Source organism: Paenibacillus sp. MAH-35 (assembly GCF_058135425.1).
Genome location: NZ_JBYUPU010000103.1, coordinates 1 through 804, shown reverse-complemented (window position 1 = coordinate 804; position 804 = coordinate 1). Strand labels below are relative to the sequence as shown.

The 804-nt window shown below is 47.5% G+C and carries 1 protein-coding gene and 1 pseudogene; both read right to left on the bottom strand.

The window, feature by feature from the left end:
• Positions 1 to 185 (bottom strand): annotated as a pseudogene (locus AC3Y2E_RS34610) (DUF2306 domain-containing protein); the annotation flags it as partial.
• Positions 186 to 200: 15 nt separating this feature from the next.
• On the bottom strand, positions 201 to 804 hold a 604-nt coding region (locus tag AC3Y2E_RS34605; RefSeq protein WP_379217987.1), incomplete at its 5' end, for a DJ-1/PfpI family protein.

The window sequence follows — 804 nt, the reverse complement described above, 5'->3', positions numbered from 1 at the left end:
AGAGCAAGGGCGATATGAATCCGAATCATCAGCACCCATAACGATTCCTTGGCTATCACTTGGTCTTTTTTAGACAGGAAGCTTTGAATGTTAGGATCAAGAATGAAATTTTTTGAAAAAGTATGCAAAAGCCATAATAACGCCACGATACACAAGATGACGGCAACGAGTTTCTTCGATTTCATGCAGGTTCTCCTCGCTTATGAATTCAATAGAAGGGAAGGATCGGGAGGGATATCGTATTCCATAAAACGTGCGGTATCCTTTGCGACTTCAGTTCCCAACAAGCGTTGTACCATGTGGAAGGCTAGATGCATGCCGTCTGCCGATGTAATAATCCGACCCTCGTCCGAAACGGCTGTACCATCGACGAACGTTGTTTGAGGAAAACGGGTTTTCATCCATTGTAAGGCGGCCCGGTGTGTTGTGGCTCGTTTCCCGTCCATAATCCCAGCTTCGGCGAGCAGTTGTACGCCCGTCCGAACGGATGTCATCCACTTCACACGCTCAAATTGTTTATGAATCCATCCGACCCATTCCTTATTCTGGCTCGCCAATCGGATCCCGGGCCCTCCGGGTATTACGATCAAATCATAATGGGGAGCATGGTCCATATTGTAGTCCGGGATAATCCTCAAACCGCTTCCGGTAATGACATAAGGGCTATGATCCGAGACAGTCGAAACATCGAACGGCTTATGTTCGCCTTTCCGTCCTCGGTGAAGCGCAGTAAGGGAAAATACCTCGAAAGGTGCTGCAAAATCAAGAACCTCCATGTCGTCGAATACGATCATACCCACTTTA